Here is a 1,831-nt window from a genome sequence, read left to right on the forward strand (position 1 = left end):
ACCGCTCTTCCGATCTGGGTAGTTCATCGTGGTTTGATCGAGCATTTGTCACTTATAGCAATGAAGCGAAAGTTGAGATGTTAGGTGTTCAGACACAAACGCTGGATCAATATGGCGCTGTGAGTGAGCCGGTTGTGATGGAAATGGTCACAGGAGCAATCACACATTCTAATGCTACTATCGCCGTTTCGATCAGTGGTATTGCAGGCCCTGGTGGCGCAACCGAAGATAAGCCAGTAGGAACCGTTTGTTTTGCTTGGGCCGATACCAATGGGTGGACAAAAATTGACACTGTCCATTTTGATGGGGATCGTTCAAGTGTTCGCTCACAAGCGGTCGAATATGCGCTTCAAACTCTTGTAGGTTACTTGAATCAATGACCTAGGTTGTTTTTTCTCACACACGTAAATAAAGTGTTGGATGCTCGTTGTGTGATATAAACAATAAAAGCCGTGATTTTTTTCATACAGGTATAGACACTGTATGAATCAACAGTATAATGAAAACCAATTAAATACCCGCTTGGGTAACCCGTATAGTCTAGTTCACGATGAACCCCGTGAACCGTGTGGAGATAAAGATGGACGCAAATAAAGAAAAAGCACTAGCCGCAGCCTTAGGCCAGATTGAAAAGCAGTTTGGTAAAGGTTCTATTATGCGTCTAGGTGACAACCGTACAATGGATGTAGAAACCATCTCAACAGGCTCACTTTCTTTAGATATCGCACTCGGTGCTGGTGGCTTACCAATGGGGCGTATCGTTGAAGTCTACGGCCCGGAATCATCAGGTAAAACAACGTTAACGCTTGAGCTCATTGCTGCCGCTCAACGAGTGGGAAAAACCTGTGCCTTCGTTGATGCAGAGCATGCCTTAGATCCTATCTACGCACAAAAGCTAGGCGTAGATATTGACGCTTTGCTAGTTTCTCAACCAGATACGGGTGAGCAAGCGCTAGAAATCTGTGACGCATTGGCACGATCTGGTGCGATTGATGTATTGGTTATTGACTCGGTTGCAGCATTGACACCGAAAGCAGAAATTGAAGGTGAAATGGGCGATAGCCACATGGGTCTTCAAGCTCGTATGCTTTCTCAAGCAATGCGTAAGCTGACGGGTAATCTTAAGCAATCTAACTGTATGGCAATCTTCATTAACCAAATTCGTATGAAAATTGGTGTTATGTTTGGTAATCCAGAAACCACAACTGGTGGTAACGCACTTAAGTTTTACGCATCGGTTCGTCTTGATATTCGTCGTACTGGCTCTATCAAAGAAGGCGATGAAATCGTTGGTAACGAAACTCGTATCAAGGTTGTTAAGAATAAGATTGCCGCACCATTTAAGCAGGCCGAAACACAAATTCTGTACGGCAAAGGCTTCAACCGCGAAGGCGAATTGATCGATTTAGGTGTGAAGCACAAACTTGTTGAAAAAGCGGGTGCTTGGTACAGCTACAATGGTGACAAGATTGGTCAAGGTAAAGCAAATGCAGGTAAATATCTGCGTGATAACCCAGAAGCAGCCCTTGCAATCGATACTAAATTACGAGAAATGTTGTTGGCTCCTGTTGAATTAGAGAAACCAACAGAAGATGTCGAGCAGTTAGAAGAAGATTTATAAACGTTAATCATGCCCATGACTAATGTAAAGCCTCGCGATGCGGGGCTTTGTCGTTTCTAAGATAGGATAAAAACGGCGAGAAAAAGATGTTAAAATCCATGCCAATCGCATAAGCCTATAAGGTCACATCCCAAGTAAACGCGCTGCTTAAACGATGATTTTGCTGCTTACCAATCACTGTAAATAAGTGATCAGAAATAGCGCAGGAAA

Annotated in this window: 2 protein-coding genes; both read left to right on the plus strand. The window is 43.6% G+C overall.

What is annotated here, in order from left to right:
* Window positions 1-380, plus strand: a 380-nt coding sequence (locus ACP45E_RS15330) for a CinA family protein (protein ID WP_069585196.1), incomplete at its 5' end; no start/stop codon positions are given.
* Between the two features lie 200 nt (window positions 381-580).
* Window positions 581-1,621 carry a recombinase RecA gene (gene recA, locus ACP45E_RS15335; protein ID WP_017035175.1) on the plus strand — a complete coding sequence of 347 codons (1,041 nt, stop codon included), beginning with the start codon at window positions 581-583 and terminating at the stop codon, window positions 1,619-1,621.
* The last annotated feature ends 210 nt before the right edge of the window (window positions 1,622-1,831 follow it).

The organism is Vibrio genomosp. F10 str. 9ZD137, assembly GCF_049974785.1.
In the GTDB taxonomy this organism is placed as follows: Bacteria; Pseudomonadota; Gammaproteobacteria; order Enterobacterales; family Vibrionaceae; genus Vibrio.

Coding starts and splice junctions, on each gene's coding strand:
- recA (WP_017035175.1), top strand. CDS start 581: ATGGACGCAAATAAAGAAAAAGCACTAGCCGCAGCCTTAGGCCAGATT.